Origin of the sequence: Streptomyces ureilyticus (assembly GCF_011045025.1) — a bacterium.
In the GTDB taxonomy this organism is placed as follows: Bacteria; Actinomycetota; Actinomycetes; order Streptomycetales; family Streptomycetaceae; genus Streptomyces; species Streptomyces ureilyticus.
In genome coordinates this window covers 1-1,002 of record NZ_JAAKZX010000483.1, presented here as the reverse complement: position 1 = coordinate 1,002, position 1,002 = coordinate 1, and the positions used below count along the sequence as shown (strand labels likewise).

General features: G+C 68.8%; 1 pseudogene. It reads left to right on the top strand.

From position 1 onward, the window contains the following. Window positions 1-1,002 (top strand): annotated as a pseudogene (locus G6048_RS48270) (alpha-1,4-glucan--maltose-1-phosphate maltosyltransferase); the annotation flags it as partial.

The window sequence follows — 1,002 nt, the reverse complement described above, 5'->3', positions numbered from 1 at the left end:
GTTGCCGTTGTTGGTGGAGCGGGAGCGGGCGTTGTACGGCTCGTGGTACGAGTTCTTCCCGCGTTCGGAGGGCGCCGTCGTGGAGACCGGCAAGCCCACCGTCAGCGGCACCTTCACCACCGCCGCCCGGCGGCTGCCGGCGATCGCCGCGATGGGCTTCGACGTGGTCTACCTGCCGCCCGTCCACCCGATCGGCACCACCTTCCGCAAGGGCCCCAACAACACCCTGAATGCCGGCCCGCACGATGTGGGCGTGCCGTGGGCGATCGGCTCCCCGGCCGGCGGCCACGACGCCATCCACCCCGACCTGGGCACCCTGGACGACTTCGACGCGTTCGTGGCCCGGGCCGCCGAGCTGGGCCTGGAGATCGCGCTGGACTTCGCGCTGCAGTGCTCCCCGGACCACCCCTGGGTGGACAAACACCCCCAGTGGTTCCACCACCGCCCCGACGGCACCATCGCCTACGCCGAGAACCCGCCGAAGAAGTACCAGGACATCTACCCCATCGCCTTCGACGCCGACCTGGACGGCCTGATCGCCGAGACGCTGCGGGTGCTGCGGTTCTGGATGGCCCACGGAGTGCGGATCTTCCGGGTGGACAATCCGCACACCAAACCGGTGATCTTCTGGGAGCGGGTGCTCGCGGACATCGGCCGCACCGACCCGGATGTGATCTTCCTGGCGGAGGCGTTCACCCGCCCGGCGATGATGCACACCCTGGCCCAGATCGGCTTCCAGCAGTCCTACACGTACTTCACCTGGCGCAACACCAAGCAGGAGCTGACCGACTACCTCACCGAACTGTCCGGCGAAGCCGCCTCCTACATGCGGCCGAACTTCTTCGCGAACACCCCGGACATCCTGCACGCCTATCTGCAGCACGGCGGCCGGCCCGCCTTCGAAGTCCGGGCGGTCCTCGCCGCCACCCTCTCCCCCACCTGGGGCATCTACAGCGGGTTCGAGCTGTGTGAGAACACCCCGGTGCGGGAGGGCAGCGAAGA